Annotated in this window: 15 protein-coding genes; 8 read left to right on the forward strand and 7 right to left on the reverse strand. The window is 72.2% G+C overall.

Going from position 1 to position 17611, the window contains the following annotated elements; all coding sequences use genetic code 11:
• The first annotated feature begins 14 nt into the window (after window positions 1–14).
• The 5 genes from ACZ7L4_RS02145 (at window position 15) to ACZ7L4_RS02165 (ending at window position 5251) form a co-directional block, all read left to right on the forward strand.
• Window positions 15–686, forward strand: a complete 672-nt coding sequence (locus ACZ7L4_RS02145) for a succinate dehydrogenase (RefSeq protein WP_472098908.1) — start codon at window positions 15–17, stop codon at window positions 684–686.
• A gap of 5 nt (window positions 687–691) precedes the next feature.
• A complete protein-coding gene (locus tag ACZ7L4_RS02150) occupies window positions 692–2641 on the forward strand; it encodes a fumarate reductase/succinate dehydrogenase flavoprotein subunit (RefSeq protein ID WP_472098910.1) in 1950 nt (649 codons plus the stop codon).
• Window positions 2638–3384 (forward strand): succinate dehydrogenase/fumarate reductase iron-sulfur subunit, encoded by a 747-nt coding sequence (locus tag ACZ7L4_RS02155; RefSeq protein ID WP_399239149.1) that lies wholly within the window; start codon window positions 2638–2640, stop codon window positions 3382–3384. Before ACZ7L4_RS02150 ends, ACZ7L4_RS02155 begins: the two co-directional genes overlap by 4 nt.
• Window positions 3385–3644: 260 nt before the next feature.
• Entirely contained in the window at window positions 3645–4421 is a 777-nt protein-coding gene (locus ACZ7L4_RS02160; protein WP_472098912.1) for a GNAT family N-acetyltransferase, read from the forward strand.
• Window positions 4418–5251 carry a lysophospholipid acyltransferase family protein gene (locus ACZ7L4_RS02165; protein WP_472098914.1) on the forward strand — a complete coding sequence of 278 codons (834 nt, stop codon included), beginning with the start codon at window positions 4418–4420 and terminating at the stop codon, window positions 5249–5251. The genes ACZ7L4_RS02160 and ACZ7L4_RS02165 overlap by 4 nt, the downstream gene beginning before the upstream one ends.
• On the opposite strand, the gene ACZ7L4_RS02170 is transcribed toward ACZ7L4_RS02165, so the two are convergent.
• Entirely contained in the window at window positions 5224–7608 is a 2385-nt protein-coding gene (locus ACZ7L4_RS02170) for an ATP-binding cassette domain-containing protein (RefSeq protein WP_472098916.1), read from the reverse strand. The genes ACZ7L4_RS02165 and ACZ7L4_RS02170 overlap by 28 nt on opposite strands.
• 170 nt (window positions 7609–7778) lie before the next feature.
• Between ACZ7L4_RS02170 and ACZ7L4_RS02175 the strand changes: the two genes are divergently transcribed.
• Entirely contained in the window at window positions 7779–9386 is a 1608-nt protein-coding gene (locus ACZ7L4_RS02175; RefSeq protein WP_472098918.1) for a phosphodiester glycosidase family protein, read from the forward strand.
• Window positions 9387–9420: 34 nt separating this feature from the next.
• On the forward strand, window positions 9421–10413 hold the full coding sequence (locus ACZ7L4_RS02180) for an alpha/beta hydrolase (protein WP_472098920.1): 993 nt from the start codon (window positions 9421–9423) through the stop codon (window positions 10411–10413).
• Here ACZ7L4_RS02180 and ACZ7L4_RS02185 read toward each other — a convergent pair.
• Together ACZ7L4_RS02185 and ACZ7L4_RS02190 are read right to left on the reverse strand one after the other, a co-directional pair.
• Window positions 10410–11417 carry an MsnO8 family LLM class oxidoreductase gene (locus ACZ7L4_RS02185; RefSeq protein WP_472098922.1) on the reverse strand — a complete coding sequence of 336 codons (1008 nt, stop codon included), beginning with the start codon at window positions 11415–11417 and terminating at the stop codon, window positions 10410–10412. The genes ACZ7L4_RS02180 and ACZ7L4_RS02185 overlap by 4 nt on opposite strands.
• A 55-nt stretch (window positions 11418–11472) precedes the next feature.
• Window positions 11473–11691, reverse strand: coding sequence for a dodecin (locus ACZ7L4_RS02190; RefSeq protein ID WP_472098923.1), 219 nt, complete (start codon window positions 11689–11691; stop codon window positions 11473–11475).
• A gap of 161 nt (window positions 11692–11852) precedes the next feature.
• On the opposite strand from ACZ7L4_RS02190, the gene ACZ7L4_RS02195 reads away from it, so the two are divergent.
• Window positions 11853–13133, forward strand: a complete 1281-nt coding sequence (locus tag ACZ7L4_RS02195; RefSeq protein WP_472098925.1) for an extracellular solute-binding protein — start codon at window positions 11853–11855, stop codon at window positions 13131–13133.
• Window positions 13134–13148: 15 nt separating this feature from the next.
• Here ACZ7L4_RS02195 and egtD read toward each other — a convergent pair whose 3' ends face one another.
• Genes egtD through egtA form a run of 4 tightly spaced genes read right to left on the reverse strand, consistent with a single transcriptional unit; the run spans window position 13149 to window position 17519 of the window.
• Window positions 13149–14123: an L-histidine N(alpha)-methyltransferase gene (egtD, locus tag ACZ7L4_RS02200; RefSeq protein ID WP_472098927.1), complete on the reverse strand. Its 975-nt coding sequence runs from the start codon at window positions 14121–14123 to the stop codon at window positions 13149–13151.
• A complete protein-coding gene (gene egtC, locus ACZ7L4_RS02205) occupies window positions 14120–14875 on the reverse strand; it encodes an ergothioneine biosynthesis protein EgtC (protein WP_472098929.1) in 756 nt (251 codons plus the stop codon). Before egtC ends, egtD begins: the two co-directional genes overlap by 4 nt.
• Entirely contained in the window at window positions 14875–16224 is a 1350-nt protein-coding gene (egtB, locus tag ACZ7L4_RS02210) for an ergothioneine biosynthesis protein EgtB (RefSeq protein ID WP_472098931.1), read from the reverse strand. The genes egtC and egtB overlap by 1 nt, the downstream gene beginning before the upstream one ends.
• Window positions 16221–17519 carry an ergothioneine biosynthesis glutamate--cysteine ligase EgtA gene (egtA, locus tag ACZ7L4_RS02215; RefSeq protein ID WP_472098933.1) on the reverse strand — a complete coding sequence of 433 codons (1299 nt, stop codon included), beginning with the start codon at window positions 17517–17519 and terminating at the stop codon, window positions 16221–16223. Before egtA ends, egtB begins: the two co-directional genes overlap by 4 nt.
• Between the last annotated feature and the right edge of the window lie 92 nt (window positions 17520–17611).

Genomic DNA, 17611 nt, shown 5'->3' on the forward strand with positions numbered 1-17611 from the left:
ACCGACGGCCGTCCATGGCACGCACTGTCTGGGACAGTTCCGTCGGCAAGAAGACAGTGATGGCGGTGAGCGGGCTCGTCATGCTGCTCTACCTGGTCGCGCACATGATCGGGAACCTCAAGATCTTCTTCGGCCCCGAGGAGATCAACCACTACGCCTCCTGGCTGCGCACCATGGGCGCCCCGGTGCTGCACTACGAGTGGGGCCTGTGGATCGCCCGCGTGGTGCTGGTCGTCGCCGTCGTCGCGCACGCCACCTCCGCGTACCAGCTGAGCCGACGCGGCAACAAGGCGCGCCCCAGCAAGTACGTGCACAAGAAGCCGCGCGCCGACTACGCCACGCGCACCATGCGCTGGGGCGGCATCATCCTCGGCCTGTTCATCGTCTGGCACATCCTCGACCTGACGACGGGCACGGTGCACCCGGGCGGCTATGAGCACCTGCACCCGTACCAGAACATCATCGACACGTTCTCGACCTGGTACGGCAACGTCATCTACATCGTCGCGATGCTCGCGCTCGGCTTCCACATCCAGCACGGGTTCTGGAGCGCCGCGCAGACCCTCGGCGTCGGCAGCCGGACCCGCGACCGCGTCCTGAAGACCGTCGGCAACGTACTCGCCGTGGTGCTCACGCTCGGCTTCATCGCCGTGCCCGTGGGCGTCATGACCGGATTGGTGAGCTGAGAGACATGACCACGTACGCCGAATACACCACTGGTGAGCCGGTCGTCGACACCAAGGCCCCCGAAGGGCCCGTCAACGAGCGCTGGGACACCCGCCGCTTCGAGGCCAAGCTGGTCAACCCGGCCAACCGCCGCAAGCACACCGTCATCGTCGTCGGCACCGGACTCGCCGGCGGCTCGGCGGGCGCCACGCTGGCCGAACAGGGCTACCACGTCGTCCAGTTCTGCTACCAGGACTCGCCGCGCCGCGCCCACTCGATCGCCGCGCAGGGCGGCATCAACGCCGCGAAGAACTACCGCAACGACGGCGACTCGGTGTACCGCCTCTTCTACGACACCGTCAAGGGCGGCGACTTCCGCGCCCGCGAGTCGAACGTGCACCGCCTCGCGCAGATCTCCGTCGAGATCATCGACCAGTGCGTCGCGCAGGGTGTGCCCTTCGCCCGCGAGTACGGCGGCCTGCTCGACACCCGCTCCTTCGGCGGCGTGCAGGTGTCCCGCACGTTCTACGCCCGCGGTCAGACGGGCCAGCAGCTGCTCCTCGGCGCGTACCAGGCGCTCAGCCGTCAAGTCGCCGCCGGGAACATCGAGTTGCACCCGCGCGCCGAGATGCTCGACCTCGTCATCGTGGACGGCAAGGCCCGCGGCATCGTCGCCCGCGACCTGATCACCGGCAAGATCGACACGTACTTCGCGGACGCCGTCGTCCTCGCCTCCGGCGGCTACGGCAACGTCTTCTACCTCTCGACGAACGCCATGAACAGCAATGCCACGGCCGTCTGGCGCGCCCACCGGCGCGGCGCCTACTTCGCCAACCCGTGCTTCACGCAGATCCACCCCACCTGCATCCCGCGCACCGGCGACCACCAGTCGAAGCTGACGCTGATGTCGGAGTCGCTGCGCAACGACGGCCGTATCTGGGTGCCGAAGGCGAAGGGCGACACCCGCCCCGCGAACGAGATCCCCGAGGACGAGCGCGACTACTACCTGGAGCGCATCTACCCGGCGTTCGGCAACCTCGTGCCCCGAGACATCGCCTCGCGCGCCGCGAAGAACGTGTGCGACGAGGGCAGGGGAGTGGGCCCCGGCGGCCAGGGTGTGTACCTCGACTTCGCCGACGCCATCAAGCGGATGGGCCGCAAGGCCGTCGAGGCCAAGTACGGCAACCTCTTCGACATGTACGCGCGGATCACCGACGAGGACCCGTACAAGACGCCCATGCGGATCTACCCCGCCGTGCACTACACGATGGGCGGACTCTGGGTCGACTACGACCTGCAGACCACCATCCCCGGCCTGTTCGCCATCGGCGAGGCGAACTTCTCCGACCACGGGGCCAACCGGCTCGGCGCGAGTGCTCTGATGCAGGGTCTCGCCGACGGCTACTTCGTGCTCCCCGCCACCATCAACGACTACCTCGCCAAGCACCCGCACACCGACGAGGTGAACGCCGAACACCCCGCCACCGTCGAGGTCGTGCGCGAGACCGAGGAGCGGCTCGCCAAGCTGCTCGCCGTCGACGGGGACCGCACGCCGGACTCCTTCCACCGCGAACTCGGCGAGCTGATGTGGGAGTTCTGCGGCATGGCCCGCACCGACGCCGGGCTGCGCAAGGCCCTCGACCGGATCCCGCAGATCCGAGAGGAGTTCTGGCGCCGCATCAAGGTGCCCGGCACCGGCGAGGAGTTCAACCAGTCGCTGGAGAAGGCCAACCGCATCATCGACTACATCGAGCTCGCCGAGCTGATGTGCCTCGACGCGCTGCACCGCGCCGAGTCCTGCGGCGGCCACTTCCGCGAGGAGTCGCAGACGCCCGACGGCGAGGCCGCCCGCGTCGACGAGGAGTTCTCCTACGCCGCCGCCTGGGAGTTCACCGGCACCGGCACGGCCCCCACCCTGCACAAGGAAGACCTCGTCTTCGAGTACGTCCACCCCACTCAGCGGAGCTACGCATGAAGCTCACCCTGCGCGTCTGGCGCCAGAAGAACGCCGACGCCGAAGGCGCCATGTCCACGTACGAGGTCGACGGGATCTCGACGGACATGTCCTTCCTCGAAATGCTCGACACCCTCAACGAGGAGCTCATCCTCAAGGGCGAGGACCCGGTCGCCTTCGACCACGACTGCCGTGAGGGCATCTGCGGCGCCTGCTCGCTCGTCATCAACGGCGACGCGCACGGCCCGGAGCGCACCACCACCTGTCAGCTGCACATGCGGTCCTTCAAGGACGGCGACACGATCGACATCGAGCCGTGGCGCGCCTCCGCCTTCCCGGTCGTGAAGGACCTGGTCGTGGACCGCTCGGCCTTCGACCGGATCATCCAGGCCGGCGGCTACATCACGGCCCCGACGGGCGCCGCGCCCGAGGCGCACTCCACGCCCGTCCCCAAGCCCGACGCGGACTTCTCCTTCGAGCACGCCGAGTGCATCGGCTGCGGCGCGTGCGTGGCCGCGTGCCCGAACGGCGCGGCGATGCTGTTCACCTCCGCGAAGATCAACCACCTCAACGTGCTGCCGCAGGGCGCACCCGAGCGCGAGACACGCGTCCTCGACATGGTGGGCCAGATGGACGAGGAGGGCTTCGGCGGCTGCACCCTCACCGGCGAGTGCGCGACGGCCTGCCCGAAGGGCATCCCGCTCTTCTCCATCACCAGCATGAACAAGGAATGGCTGCGCGCGAACCGGAAGGTCAGCCGCTGACCCTCCAATGAACGTCCCGCGAAAAGCGCGGGGTGGGCGGGACCGGATGTGGTGCTCAACCCCCGGTCCCGTCATCGTTTTCCGGGCCACGCCGGGCCGCGCCGAGCGCCCGGCGTGCCACCCCGGGCATTCAACCTCCCCACATCCGCGCACGACACACTGGTCACGTACACGCCAACCGGGATCGGAAGAACTGAGGCGGAAGGCCGCACCACGCCGGCCCCCACCTCCGCCGACAGGCACGTGACCAGGAGCCAGTCATGACCGGCGCACGCACGCTCGACCGCCCCGCACGATCCGTCGCCCCCACCCGCTACACCGTCGGCCTCGCCCGCGACGAGGCCGACGTCCGCGCCGCCCAACGGCTGCGCCACGAGGTGTTCGCCCTCGAAATGGGCGCCCTGCTCGACACCCCGCGACCCGGACTCGACGTCGACATGTTCGACGACCACTGCGACCACCTGCTGGTGCGCGAAGTGCCCACCGGACAGGTGGTCGGCACCTACCGCTTGCTGCCGCCCGAGCGCGCCGCCGGGCTCGGCCGGCTGTACTCCGAGGGCGAGTTCGACCTCAGGTCGCTCGCCCCGATCCGCCCGGACCTCGTCGAGGTCGGCCGATCCTGCGTGCACCGCGACCACCGCGACGGCGCCGTCATCGGCCTGATCTGGGCGGGCATCGCCCGCTACATGACCGACCGCGGCCACGAATGGCTCGCGGGCTGCTGCTCGATCCCGCTCGCCGACGGCGGCGCACTCGCCGCGACGACCTGGGACCGGGTGCGCGCCGACCACCTCGCGCCCGAGGAGTACCGGGTGACGCCGCTGCGCGCCTGGCGCCCGGACGACGTCGCCCGCCCCGCCGGACCCACCCCGCTCCCGGCCCTGCTGCGCGGCTACACACGGCTCGGTGCCCGGGTGTGCGGAGCGCCCGCGCACGACCCGGACTTCGGGGTCGCCGATCTGTACGTGCTCCTGTCGATGCGCCGGATGAACGCCCGCTACCTGAACCACTTCCTCGCGCTCGCCCCGGCCCGATGAGCGTCTGGCTGCCCACCGCCCCCTGCTCCAGCGCGTGCCTGGGGGACGGGAGCGCGGGTGTGCGGGTGCCGCGTGCGGTGCTGCGTCTCACGGCGCTGCTCGCGGTGCTGGTGGTGGGCGTCGTGTTCCTGCCGTTCGGCCGGTGGGTGCCCGCGCGCGGGGTGCGCCTGTTCGCCAGGGCGGTCGTCCGCGCCGTCGGGGTGCGGTTGCGCCTGACCGGCGCGGCGCCGCCCACCGGAGGACTGTTGGTGGTCGCCAACCACATCTCGTGGCTGGACATCCCGCTGCTCGCGGCCGTCCGGCCCGCGCGCATGGTGGCCAAGAAGGAGATCAGACGGTGGCCGGTCGCCGGTTTCCTCGCGGCCCGGGCCGGCGTGGTCTTCATCGAACGCGACCGGCTGCGGGCCCTGCCCGGCACGGTGGCCACGCTTGCCGCGGTCCTCGGGCGGGGCGGCGCGGTGGCGGTGTTCCCGGAGGGCAGCACCTGGTGCGGCCGGGCCCGTGGGGCCTTCCGCCGGGCCGCGTTCCAGGCCGCTCTGGACGCGGGGACACCGGTGCAGCCGGTGCGGCTCGGCTACCGCCTGCCGGACGGGACGGTCAGCACCGCCCCCGCGTTCGTCGGCGACGACACCCTGTTCGCGGCGCTGTGGCGGGTCGTCTCGGCGCGGCGGATCGTGGCCCACGTGGAGGTCCGCCCGGTGCTCTCCGCGGGCCGCCACACGGACCGCAGGTCACTGGCCGAGGCGGCACAGGACGCCTCGGGGCGGCGCGCACCGCACGGGCCACTGGGCCTCGCCCTCGCTCAGGACCCCAGCAGGCGCCCCAGGTAGCCCCCGGTCCGGCTCGCGGCCTCGGCGGCCACGGCGGCGGGCGGCCCCGCGACCACCACCTGGCCGCCCGCCGCCCCGCCGCCCGGCCCCATGTCGATCACCCAGTCCGCCCCGGCGACCACCGTCATGTCGTGCTCGACCACGACCACGGAGTGCCCGGCGTCGACGAGGCCGTTCAGCTGCCGCAGCAGCACCTCCACGTCCGCCGGGTGCAGTCCGGTCGTCGGCTCGTCGAGGAGGTACAGGGTGTGGCCGCGCCGCACTCGCTGCAACTCGCTCGCCAGCTTGATGCGTTGGGCCTCGCCGCCCGACAGCTCGGTGGCCGGCTGTCCGAGCCGCAGATAGCCGAGCCCGACGTCGAGGAGCGTGCGCAGGCTGCGCAGCACGGGCCGCGCCGCGGCAGCCGTCTTGGTGTCCGCCGCCTCGAAGAACTCCGCCGCCGACTCCACCGTCAGGTCGAGGACCTCGGCGATGTTCCGCCCCCGGTAGGCCACTTCGAGTGTCTCGGAGTTGTAGCGGGCGCCCTCGCAGTCCGGGCACGGCGTGTACGTGCTCGGCAGGAACAGCAGCTCCACGCTGACGAAGCCCTCGCCCTGACACGTCTCGCAGCGCCCGCCGGTGACGTTGAACGAGAAGCGGCCGACGCCGTAGCCGCGCGCCTTCGCCTCGTCGGTGGCGGCGAACACCTTGCGGACGACGTCGAACAGGCCGGTGTAGGTGGCCAGGTTGGAGCGCGGTGTGCGCCCGATCGGCTTCTGGTCGACGACCACGAGCCGCCCGACCCCCTCCAGGTCCTCGGTGATCTCGCCGATCAGCGTCGACTTGCCGGAACCCGAGACACCCGTCACGGCGGTGAACGCGCCGAGCGGGAACTCTGCGGTGACGTCGCGCAGGTTGTGGCGCGTGACCGGACCGACCTTCAACCAGCCGGTGGGCGTGCGCACTTGGCGTTCGGGAGCCGGTTCCTCGTCGAAGAGGTAGCGGGCCGTCGCCGACTCCGCGACCTCGCGCAGCCCGGCCACCGGACCGCTGTGCAGCACCCTGCCGCCGTGCTCCCCGGCCTGCGGACCGACATCGACGAGCCAGTCGGCGTGCCGCATGACATCCAGGTGGTGCTCGACCACGAAGACGGAGTTGCCGGACGCCTTCAGCCGGTCGAGGACGGTGAGCAGGGACTCGGTGTCGGCCGGGTGGAGTCCGGCCGACGGCTCGTCGAGGACGTACACGACACCGAAGAGACCGGACCTCAACTGCGTGGCCAGGCGCAGCCGTTGGAGCTCGCCCGCCGACAGGGTGGGGGTCGACCTGTCGAGGCTCAGATATCCGAGGCCGAGCTCCGTGACCGTGGCGATGCGGGCCCGCAGATCCTCGGTGAGCACGCGCGCCGTCTCGGACGTGTCGCCCTCGGAGGCGAGCAGCTCGGCGAGGTCCGCGAGCGGGACACCGGCGAGGTCCGCGATCGTACGGCCCGCGAAGGTGACGGCCAGGGCCTCGGCCCGCAGCCGGGCGCCCCCGCAGACCGGGCACGGCGTGCTCTCCAGGAACTTCTCCGCCTTCGCGCGCAGCGACTGGCTCTTGGAGTCGGAGAACGTCTTGAGCACGTACCGGTTCGCGCTCATGTACGTGCCCTGGTAGGGGCGGTGGATGCGGCCCGCGTCGCGCACCGGGTGCACGGTCACCACCGGCTGCTCGTCCGTGAACAGGATCCAGTCCCGGTCCGCCTGCGCCAGCTCCCGCCACGGCCGGTCGACGTCGTGGCCGAGCGCGTCGAGGACGTCGCGCAGGTTCTTGCCCTGCCAGGCCCCCGGCCAGGCCGCGATGGCGCCCTCGCGGATCGACAACGAGGGGTCGGGCACCAGGAGGTCCTCGGTGGTGCGGTGCACCTGGCCGAGTCCGTGGCACGAGGGGCACGCCCCGGCCGCCGTGTTCGAGGAGAACGCGTCCGAGTCCAGGCGCTCGGCGCCCTCCGGGTACGTGCCGGCCCGCGAGAACAGCATCCGCAGCGAGTTCGACAGCGTCGTCACCGTGCCGACCGAGGAGCGGGACGTCGGCGCCGAGCGGCTCTGCTGCAGCGACACCGCCGGCGGCAGCCCGCTGATCTCGCCCACCTTCGGCGCGCCGACCTGGTGGATGAGCCGGCGCGCGTACGGGGCGACCGACTCGAAGTAGCGGCGCTGCGCCTCCGCGTAGATCGTCCCGAAGGCGAGCGACGACTTTCCGGAGCCCGACACCCCCGTGAAGACCGCGAGGACGTCGCGCGGGATGTCCACGTCGACGCCCTTGAGGTTGTGCTCGCGGGCGCCGCGCACCCGCACGAGACCGTCGTGGCGGGGGTCGGGCGAGGTGGGGTGGTGCATGGGGCGGGCTCCCGGTCGTACGGCTGTCGCTGCTGCGTACCCCATGATCCACCACCGGCGTGCCGGAGGCGGCACGGAGAACGCCCGATGAATGATGTGCACGCGCCTTGACTGGTGGTCATGGGATCACCCACGGTTACGGAGGTCGTCATTCGAGCAGTGGGGGGCTTGTGAACGGCAGACTTCTCGGCGTGGGCGCGGCGTTGTGTGCCCTCGCCCTCGTGGGCGCGACACCGGCGCCCGCCTCGTCCGGGTCCCGGCACGGCGGGCTGCCGCTCGGCGCCTCGGATCTGTCCGAGACCCGCACCACGCGCACCCTCCAGCCGGGCGTGACGCTCACCCGCATCATGCGCGGCGCCGATGCCCCGGCCATGGCGTGGACCGTGGAGGTCTCCATCCCCGGCGGCGCCGGATCGCCCGACCCGGACGCGCCGCCCACCGCCCTGAAGGACGAGGCCAGCGCCGCCGAACTCGCCTCCGTTCTGCGCGCGGACGGCTTCGACGCCCGCTCCGAGAAGGTCACCACGGCGGCGACCGCCGACTACGTGGGCGGCACGCTCGGCTGGCGGGTCCGCGTCGGCACGTTCCCGACCGAGTCCGCCGCCACGGCCGAACGCGCCCGCCTGCGCGCGGCCGGACACACCGGGTCCGCCTGGTACACGGGTTGGGACGGGGACGCGGGGGACCGCGGCCCCTGGCGCGTGGACGTGCTGACCATCGACCCGAAGACGTTCCGCGGCGACCTCAAGGCGTCGTACGGCCCCGACCTGGAGAACCGCGAGACGACCAGCGCGCTCGCGGCCGCCGAGGGGGCGACGGCCGGGGTCAACGCGGGCTTCTTCGTCCTCGACCCGAAGGCGGGCGCCCCCGGAGACCCGGCAGGCGTCGGCGTCTACGACGGCCGCCTCCTGAGCGAGGCGGTGAGCGGGCGGCCCGGCTTCGTCGTCCACGACTCGGCGCGCGGTACCGGGGTGGAGCGGTTCACCTGGAGCGGGACCCTCCGCGCCGGCGGGACGAAGCTCCCGCTCGACGGAATCGACCGCGTCCCCGGACTGATCCGCAACTGCGGCGGCACCGCCGACGACACCCCGACCGCCCGCCCGCTGCACGACACGACCTGCACCGACCCCGACGAACTCGTCGCGTTCACCCCGGAGTTCGGCAAGCAGACCCCCAAGGGCGAAGGTGTCGAGGCCGTCCTCGACCGGACGGGCCGGGTCGTCGAGGTGCGCTCCCCGCGCGGCGGCCCCCTGCCCGCCGGAGGCCGCAGCGTCCAGGCCACGGGCACGTACGCGGCGCGGCTGACTGCCCTCGCGAAGACCGGCCAACCGCTCCGTATCCAGGGCGGGTTGAAGGACACCAAGGGCCGCGCCGTCACGGCCACCCGCTCGACCAGCATCCTGAACGGCGGCCCCGAACTCGTCCGCGACGGCCGCCGCCACGTCACCCCGGCCACCGACGGCATGGTGCAGCCCGGCAACCCGAGCTTCTACTACGGCTGGGTGCACAAGCGGAACCCGCGCACCCTCGCGGGCACGGACGCCGCGGGCCGCACCGTCCTCGTCACCGCCGACGGCCGCAGCACCGGCTCCCTCGGCCTGAGCATCAACGAGAGCGCCGACGTCGCGAAGTCCCTCGGCCTGCGGGACGCCGTCAACCTCGACGGCGGCGGCTCGACCACGATGGTCGTCGACGACCAGGTGATCAACGACCCGTCGGACGCGACCGGTGAACGCCCGGTCGGGGACGCCCTGTTGGTGCTCCCCGGCACCCACTGACCGCAAGCGCCGGAGACGATCCGAGGGAGCCGCCATGACCGCCGCCCTGACCCGCCGCACCAGACGCTTGCTGCTCGTCCTCGCCGCCCTGCTGCTCACCCTCGGCTCGGCCCCTTCGGCCGTCGCCGCCACGCGGGCGAAACCCGCCGCCGAGGTCGTCGACGTCACCCAGGTCGCCGACCGCCAGGTGGACCTCTCCGTACGCGCATCGGCTCTCGGCGGGCGCACCGTCAAGGTCCGCCTGCTCACCCCCGACGGCTGGAATCCGGACGACCGCACCAAGCACTGGCCCACCCTGTGGCTGCTGCACGGCTGCTGCGGCGACTACACGTCCTGGACGAACATGACCGACGTCGCCTCCGCCGACAGCCTGCGCGACGTCCTCGTCGTGATGCCCGAGGCGGGCTGGAACGGCTGGTACAGCGACTGGTGGAACCACGGCGAGGGCGGCGACCCGGCCTGGGACACCTTCCACACTCGCGACCTGCGCCGCCTGCTGGAGAGCGGCTGGGGCGCGGGCTCACGCCGCGTCGTCGCAGGCCTGTCGATGGGCGGCCAGGGCGCGCTCCTGTACGCGGCCCGGCACCCGGGCATGTTCAAGGCGGCCGCGGCCTACTCCGGCTCCGCGCACCCGCTCCTGAACGACGAGTCCACGAGCCGGATCATGGGCTTCTTCTCCGGCCAGGGCAACGACCCCCTGCGGGTCTGGGGCGACCCCGTCGCCCAACGCGACATCTGGGCCGCCCACGACCCGTACCACCTGGCCAAACGCCTCAAGTCGCTCCCGATCTACCTCTCCTGCGGCGACGGCACCGCGGGCCCGCTCGACCCGCCGGGCGCCACCAACGCCCTGGAGGCCGACTTCAACCGCCAGAACCACGCCCTGGCCGCCCAGTTGAAGAAGGTGGGCGCCCAACACCTCACCACCAACTTCTACGGCCCCGGCACTCACACCTGGCCGTACTGGCAGCGCGAACTGCACGCGTCGCTGCCGATGCTGCTGCACGCCCTCAAGGCAAGGGGCTAGCGGGGCGTCAGACGCGCGATCCGGGCCAGCCGGCGGAACGACTCCAGCAGGGCCTCACGGTCGTACGTACTGGTCGTCACCAGCACCTCCTGGGCCCCGCTCTCCTTGATCACCGTCTCCAGCTCGTCGGTGACCTGCTGCTCCGTGCCCACGATGTGGCCGCGCAGCCCGGACTCGTACAGCTCCCGCTCCTTGTCGGTCATCTCGAAACCCGCGATGCGTTCGACGGGCGGCAGCGGCGGAAACGTGCCGTGCGTGCGCGAGTGCGCCATCGACCAGGCCTCTGGGGCGAGGATGCGGCGCGCCTCCGGCTCGCTGCCCGCCACGGCGACCGTCCCCGAGATCACGACGTACGGCTCGGCGGCCCAGGGGGAGGGGCGGAACTCCTCGCGGTAGCGGTCGATGCCGCGCAGCATCTTCTCGCGGGAGCGGAGGTCGCCGATCACCATCGGCAGACCGGCACGGGCGGCGATCGAGGCGCCCTCGCCCATCGCGAGCACGAACGGCGGCACGGCCAGGCCCTCGGAGGGGCGGGCGTGCACGCGCGTGGCCGAGGTGCCGGTGAAGAACGCCAGGAGCTCGTCGAGCTGTGCCGCGAAGTCGTCGGCGTCGTCCTTGTCCCGGCCGAGCGCCTTGCGGACCCCGCCCGTGAACCCGACGGAGCGGCCGAGGCCCATGTCGATGCGGCCGGGGAAGAGCGATTCCAGGACCCCGAACTGCTCGGCCACGACCAGCGGCTGGTGGTTGGGCAGCATCACGCCGCCGGTGCCGACACGGATGGTGCGCGTCGCCGCGGCGACGGCCGCCGCGAGCACGGTCGGCGCGGAACCGGCGACACCCGGCACACCGTGGTGCTCCGACACCCACAGCCGGTGGTATCCGAGCCGCTCCAGGTCCTGGGCGAGGGAGAGGGTGTCGCGCAGCGCGTCCTGGTCGGTGTGGCCCGCGCGGGTGCGGGAGCGGTCCAGGACGGAGAAGCGGGTCGATTCGATCACGGTGCTCACACCTTGGTTCAACGCCGTGGCGCCCCGGGGATTCCCGGAGCCGAACCGTGCCCGCTCAGGCGCCGTCGTCCTCCAGGCGGAAGCCGACCTTCAGGCCGACCTGCCAGTGCTCGACCTGTCCGTCGACGATCTGCCCCCGGACCTGCGTGACCTCGAACCAGTCGAGGTTGCGGACGGTCTGCGAGGCGCGCGCGATCCCGTTGCGGACCGCATCGTCCACGCCTTCGTGGGAGGTGCCGACGATCTCGGTGACGCGATACGTGTGGTTCGACATGGTTCCACCGTGCCCCAGGGCGGCCCGACCCGCCATCCGTATGGCGCACCCCTTGACCCTTCTGTTGGTCTATACCAAACTCCCTGAACGCCCGTACGAGCCGCGCGCTCGTCCCCCACGTCGGGCCGACCTTCCCTGTCCGCAGGCAGAAAGTGACCGACGTGAACTCCCGCCGCCTTGCCCTGACTCTCGGTTCCCTCCTCGCGACCGGCACGCTCCTCACCGCGTGCGGAGCCCTGCCGGGCACGGGGGAGGAGAGGGGGTCGGTCACCGTGTGGCTGATGCGGGGCAGCGCATCCGAGGACTTCCTCAAGCGCTTCACAAAGGACTTCGAGGCCCGGCACGACGGCATCACCCTCGACATCCGCATCCAGGACTGGACCGGCATCGGCCCCAAGGTCACCAAGGCGCTCGAGGAGGAGCGCGGCGGCGAGTCCGGCGCGCCCGACGTCATCGAGGTGGGCAACACCCAGGTCCCGGGCTACGTCGAGCAGGACGGCCTGCTCGACCTCTCCCTGGAGTCCGCGCGCGACCTCGGCATGGACGACTGGCTGCCCGGCCTCGCCGAACCCGGCGTCGACTCCTCCCGGCAGTACGGCATCCCCTGGTACGCGGCCAACCGCGTCGTCATCTACAACAAGGACCTCTTCCGGCAGGCGGGCATCGACCGGCCGCCCACCACCCGCGCCGACTGGCTCGACGCGACCCGGACCCTGAACTCCGGCGGCACCCAGGGCATCTACCTCGCGGGCCAGGACTGGTACACGCTCTCCGGCTTCATCTGGGACGAGGGCGGCCACCTCGCCAAGCAGACGTCCGGCGTCTGGTCCGGCACCCTGGCCACGCCCGCCGCCCTGCGCGGCATGGCCTTCTACCGCGAACTCCAGGCGCTCGGTGGCGGCCCGAAGGACGCCGACGAGGAACACCCGCCGCAGGCCGAGGAGTTCGCCCGCGGCGACATCGCGCAGATCATCTCCGTGCCGGGCGCCACCCAGCGCATCCTCCAGAAGAACCCGAAGCTGAAGGGCAAGCTGGGCTACTTCCCGATCCCCGGCAAGACGTCGGGCAGGCCGGGCACGGTGTTCACCGGCGGCTCCGACCTGGTCGTGCCGGCGAACAGCGACGACCGCAACGGCGCCGTCGAGGTCGTCAAGGCGCTGGCCGGCGAGAAGTGGAACACCGACCTGGCCCGCACCATGAACTACGTCCCGAACAAGACCACCCTCGCCGGCGCGGTCGCGGGCGAGCCGGGCGTGGCCGCGATGGCCGTCGGCGCCGCCCACGGCAAGGCGACGCCCGGCTCCCCGCTGTGGCCGAACGTGGAGTCCGGCTCCAACCCCATCAAGGCGTACATGTCCAAGGTCCTCGCCGGGGGCGACCCCTCGACCGAGGCGAAGCGCGCCTCCCGAGAGATCACCCGCCGGCTCGACGAGCGGAACTAGGACGGTGCCGGGGTGTCAGTGGCCGTCCGCCGACGCCCTGCTCAGCGACAGTGCGAACCGACCCTCCTCGTCCGTCCACCAGTGGCCCAACTCGAGTCCCACATCGTGCAGTTCCGCCTTCACGACCTCCTGGCGGAACTTCGCCGAGACCTCCGTGCGCACCTCCTCGCCCGCCGCGAAGTCGACCTCGAGGTCGAGGGCCGGGATCTTCACGGTCTGCGCGGTGGTGGCGCGCAGCCGCATCTCGATCCACTCGCACTCGGCGTTCCACAGGGCGACGTGCTCGAACGCGTCCGGGTGGAAATCGGCGCCGAGTTCGCGGTCCATCACGGTCAGCACGTTCTTGTTGAACGCGGCCGTGACGCCCGCCGCGTCGTCGTACGCCGCGACCAGCGTCGCCTCGTCCTTCACCAGGTCCGTGCCGAGGAGGAAGAAGTCGCCGGGCTCCAGGAGCCCGCGCACCGCCCCGAGGAACGCGGACCGCTCGTCCGGCAGCAGATTGCCGATCGTGCCGCCGAGGAATGCGACCAGCCGGGGTCCAGGAGTCTCCGGCAGTTCGAACGCCGACGTGAAGTCCGTGACCATGGCGTGGATGTCGAGCGCGGGCCGCTCGGCGAGCAGTGTGTCCGCCGCGCCGCGCAGCGCGCTCTCGCTCACGTCCACGGGCACGTACGTCGTCAGGTCGGTGAGTGCGTCCAGGAGGTGGCGTGTCTTGTCGGACGAGCCGGAGCCCAGCTCGACGAGGGTGCGCGCGCCGGTCGCCGCCGCGATGGATTGGGCGCGCGCGATGAGGATCTCCCGCTCGGCCCGGGTCGGGTAGTACTCGGGCAACGTGGTGATCTCGTCGAAGAGTTCGCTGCCGCGCGCGTCGTAGAACCACTTGGGCGGGAGGGTCTTGGGGGAGCGGGTCAGGCCGTGCAGGACGTCGGACCGGAGCGCGGCATCGGTCGCGTCCTCGGGCAGGGTGCGGGTCATGCGGAACGGGCTCACGCGGAGGGCTCCTTGAGCGGGGTCAACAGGACGTCGGTGCGGCTCGCCGCGAGCAGCGTGCGGTCGGGGACCTCGATCCAGTGCGGATCGTCGTCGTACGGTTCGGAGGCGACGACGACGGAGCGGCCGGGCTCGGTGCGGTACCACAGGGTGTCGCCCCAGGCCGTGGCCGTGATCGTCTCGCCGTTGGTGAGCAGGAAGTTGAGGCGGGCGGTGGGCGCCGCCTCGGCGATCTCCAGGGTGGTGTCGGCGAGCGCCTGCGCCTCCTCGTCGCCCGAGCGCAGCCGGTGCAGGACGAGCGCCCACAGGAACGCAGCGTCGCAGCGGGCCTCCATGGACAGCAGGTCGGTGGGCGGCAGCGTGGGCGTCAGGGCGGTCAGGGACTGCGGCCAGCCCGGCACCGCACCGTTGTGGCTGAAGAGCCAGGGTCCGGTCGCGTACGGGGCCGCTGCGGCCTCCCCGTCGGCCCCGGCGAGCGTCGCGTCGCGGACCGCCGCGAGCAGCGCACCGGAGCGGACCACGCGCGCCAGGTCCTGGTAGGCCGCGTCGCCCCAGATGGGTCCGGCGCGGCGGTAGCGGGCGGGCACCGGATCACCGTCCGCGTACCAACCCACGCCGAAACCATCGGCGTTGACCGTGCCGTGCTGTTGTCTGCGCGGCGCCCACGACTGCCGGAACAGGCTGTGCGGCGGCCGGTCGACGATCTCGCCGAGCGGCACGGGCGGCCCCAGATAGGCCAGGTGACGGCACATCAGGCACGCTCCCGGGGCTCGGCGTCGCGGGCCGTGCGGAAGCCGGAGAAGATCTGCCGCCGGATCGGATGGTCCCAGTTGCGGAACGTGCCCCGGCAGGCCACCGCGTCCACGGCGAACGAGCCGCCGCGCAGCACCTTGTAGTCGCCCCCGAAGAACACCTCCGAGTACTCGCGGTACGGATACGCCACGAACCCCGGATACGGCAGGAAGCCGCTGGACGTCCACTCCCACACGTCGCCCATCAACTGCCGTACGCCGAGCGGCGATTCGCCCAGCGGGTAGCTGCCCGCCGGAGCCGGGCGCAGATGGCGCTGGCCGAGGTTCGCGCGGTCCGGCGTCGGGTCCGTGTCGCCCCACGGGTAGCGCATCGAACGGCCCGTGGCCGGATCGTGGCGGGCCGCCTTCTCCCACTCCTCCTCGCTCGGCAGGCGCCGCCCCGCCCACCGGGCGTAGGCATCGGCCTCGTACCAACTGACGTGCAGCACCGGCTCGTCCGGCGGCACGGGCTCGGTCACCCCGAACCGCCTGCGCAGCCACTGCCCGCCCTCGCGACGCCAGAACAGCGGCGCCTCCAGGCCGTGTTCGCGCACCATCGCCCAGCCGTCCGGCGTCCACCAGCGCTCCTGGCGGTAGCCGCCGTCCTCGACGAACTCCAGGTACGCGGCGTTCGTCACCGGCGTCGTGTCGATGTGGAACGGCGGCACCAGGCGGGTGTGCGCGGGCCGCTCGTTGTCCAGCGCCCACGGCTCCGCCGTCGTGCCCATCGTGAACGGGCCGCCGGGGACGAGCACCTCGGCGGGACCGTCGTACGGGCGCGCCAGGGGCTCGGGATCGGGCGCCGTGAGCGCCGCGCCGCCCTTCCTGAGCTGGTGGGTGATCAGCATCGTCTCGTCGTGCTGCTGCTCGTGCTGGGCGATCATCCCGAAGGCGAAGCCCGACCGGGTCAGGCGCTCCGTCCCCTCCGCCTCGAACGAGGCCTTCTCCAGCACGTCGAAGGCCCGCCCGCGGACGTCCGCCGCATAGCCGCGGGCCTCACCGGGCGCGAGCAGCGGCAGGCTCGGACGCTCCGAGCGCGGGTGCTCGAAGGCGTCGTACAGCGGGTCGATCTCGGGGCGGATCGCCTCCTGGCCGGCGACCGCCCGCAGCAGCCACTGCTCCTCCTGGTTCCCGATGTGCGCGAGATCCCAGACGAGCGGCGACATCAACGGCGAGTGCTGGGCGGTGAGTTCGCCCTCGTCGACGCAGCTCGTCAGCAGCGTCGTGCGGCGCCGCGCGGCCTCCAGGGCGTCCGCGGCGCGGCCACGGAGTGCCTCGGGGTCCGTGGTGACGTTCTCCTCAGCGGTCATGATCGGACGGTCCTCCCCTGAGCGGGTTCTCGCGTGAGCTGGTCGAGCACGTCGTCGGCGGGGCAGCGCCCGCGCACGACGTAGCGGTGCGTGAAGTCGGCGACCGCCTTGCGCACCTCCGGGTCCGCGCCGAGCCTCGGCAGCGCCTCCAGAGCCGTCGTGAAACAGGCCGTGGCGGCCTCGCGCAGTTCGGGATCGGCGAGGCCGAGCCGGGCCGCGTCCCGCCACAGCGGATTGTGCGGGGCCGGCAGCGGACCCGCCCGCTCCGCGAGCGGCTTGACCGCGCGGTACGCGGTCTCGGCGGCCTGCGCGTCGTCGAACAGCGCGGTCGTCACGGCGAGCGGCACCAGCCACCCGTCGTCGCCCGACTGCGCGTCGATCATGCGCAGTTCGAGGTGCCCGCGCGGGCGCACGGGCGGGAAGAGGGTGGTCAGGTGGTAGTCGAGGTCCGAGCGGGTCGGCGGGCGCGGCGCGCCGGTGCGCGCCCACTCACGGAAGGTCAGCCCGTCCGGCACCTGCCAGGGCCCGTCGTCGGTGCGCACGCACATCACGGGCGCGTCGAGCACGTGCCGCGTCCACGCCTCGCGCGGATCGAAGTCGAGGGGCACGCCGCCGGAGCGGCCCACGTCGATCCGCTCCCACAGCAGCTGCCGCGTGGAGCGCCAGCCGGTCGGACGGCCCGACAGCATCGGCGAGTTGGCGAACGCGGCCACCAGGACCGCGCCCAGCAGATGCGCGAGCCGCCAGCGCCGCCCGAGCCCCTGCGGACCCGGCTCCTCGTGCCCCGCGTCCAGGCACACCTGCACGGACGCGGACGAGCACATCATGGAGCGCCCGGCGGGCCCGGCCCGGTCGAGCGAGGCCTCCAGGGCGTCGTAACGGGGCTGATGGAGAACGCGTCGCGGCGGCAGCCAGGGGTCGGTGCCGTGCCCGGAGAGGACGAGCCCGTGGCCGCGGAGCGCGGTGCGGACGGCGGTCAGATCGGCCCGCATGGCCGAGACGCATTCGGTGAGGGTGGCGGCGGGGAGCGAACTGAGTTCCAGCTGCCCGCCGGGTTCCACGGTGAGCGCCGAGCGCAGGGGCAGGGCGCGCAGTGCGACGTATGCCGCGTCGAGTCGTTCGGGTGGTAAGGGGAGCCACGGCTTCAGCAGGGGGCGCGGCTCGTGCACGATCCATTCCAGCTCGACCCCGACCTTGCGGGGTGGTCCGGTCTTGAAGCAGATGCCCCGTACCAGGGCCTCCGCCTCGGCCTCGGTGACCAGGTCACCGAGCGCCGTACAGTCTCCCTCGCTCATGGGGGGATTCCTCCTGGTTCGCACGTCTCCATGATCCCCGGTGGGGGTCATCCCGTCGATTCGGCCGGGTGCCGACAAACAGCCCCTTCCGG

It is taken from the genome of Streptomyces sp. NPDC107575 (assembly GCF_055657265.1).

Coding starts and splice junctions, on each gene's coding strand:
- ACZ7L4_RS02150 (WP_472098910.1), top strand. CDS start 692: ATGACCACGTACGCCGAATACACCACTGGTGAGCCGGTCGTCGACACC.
- egtB (WP_472098931.1), bottom strand. CDS start 16,224: ATGACCGCTGAGGAGAACGTCACCACGGACCCCGAGGCACTCCGTGGC.
- ACZ7L4_RS02180 (WP_472098920.1), top strand. CDS start 9,421: ATGACCGCCGCCCTGACCCGCCGCACCAGACGCTTGCTGCTCGTCCTC.
- egtA (WP_472098933.1), bottom strand. CDS start 17,519: ATGAGCGAGGGAGACTGTACGGCGCTCGGTGACCTGGTCACCGAGGCC.
- egtC (WP_472098929.1), bottom strand. CDS start 14,875: ATGTGCCGTCACCTGGCCTATCTGGGGCCGCCCGTGCCGCTCGGCGAG.
- ACZ7L4_RS02145 (WP_472098908.1), top strand. CDS start 15: ATGGCACGCACTGTCTGGGACAGTTCCGTCGGCAAGAAGACAGTGATG.
- ACZ7L4_RS02165 (WP_472098914.1), top strand. CDS start 4,418: ATGAGCGTCTGGCTGCCCACCGCCCCCTGCTCCAGCGCGTGCCTGGGG.
- ACZ7L4_RS02155 (WP_399239149.1), top strand. CDS start 2,638: ATGAAGCTCACCCTGCGCGTCTGGCGCCAGAAGAACGCCGACGCCGAA.
- ACZ7L4_RS02170 (WP_472098916.1), bottom strand. CDS start 7,608: ATGCACCACCCCACCTCGCCCGACCCCCGCCACGACGGTCTCGTGCGG.
- ACZ7L4_RS02160 (WP_472098912.1), top strand. CDS start 3,645: ATGACCGGCGCACGCACGCTCGACCGCCCCGCACGATCCGTCGCCCCC.
- ACZ7L4_RS02190 (WP_472098923.1), bottom strand. CDS start 11,691: ATGTCGAACCACACGTATCGCGTCACCGAGATCGTCGGCACCTCCCAC.